At 64.3% G+C, this 356-nt stretch carries 1 protein-coding gene; it reads right to left on the minus strand.

Going from position 1 to position 356, the window contains the following annotated elements; all coding sequences use genetic code 11:
* A partial coding sequence (locus HMPREF2993_RS05010) for a biotin/lipoyl-containing protein (RefSeq protein ID WP_305764449.1) occupies positions 1–356 on the minus strand: 356 nt, incomplete at both ends.

The following is a 356-nucleotide window of genomic DNA, read 5'->3' on the forward strand; positions in this document are numbered from 1 at the left end:
GAAGCGGCCGGCTTGTCCTCTGCCTTCGGCTCTTCCTTCTTCTCTTCGGCCTTGGGCTCTTCCTTCTTTTCCTCTTCCTTGGCGGCAGGCTTTTCGGAGGCTGCGGCGGAGCCGTCGCCGACGCGGGCGATGACGGCGCCGACGTCGACGGTGTCGTCTTCCTCGGCGAGGATTTCAACGAGGGTGCCGGCGACCGGGGACGGGATTTCGGTGTCGACCTTGTCGGTGGAGACCTCGAGCAACGGTTCGTCGACCTCGACGGTGTCACCGACGGACTTCAGCCACTGGGTGATGGTGCCCTCGGTGACGGACTCACCAAGCTCCGGCATTTCCACGTCGGTGGCATCACCAGAAGC

It is taken from the genome of Corynebacterium sp. HMSC068G04 (assembly GCF_001814885.1).
Taxonomy (GTDB): Bacteria; Actinomycetota; Actinomycetes; order Mycobacteriales; family Mycobacteriaceae; genus Corynebacterium; species Corynebacterium hiratae.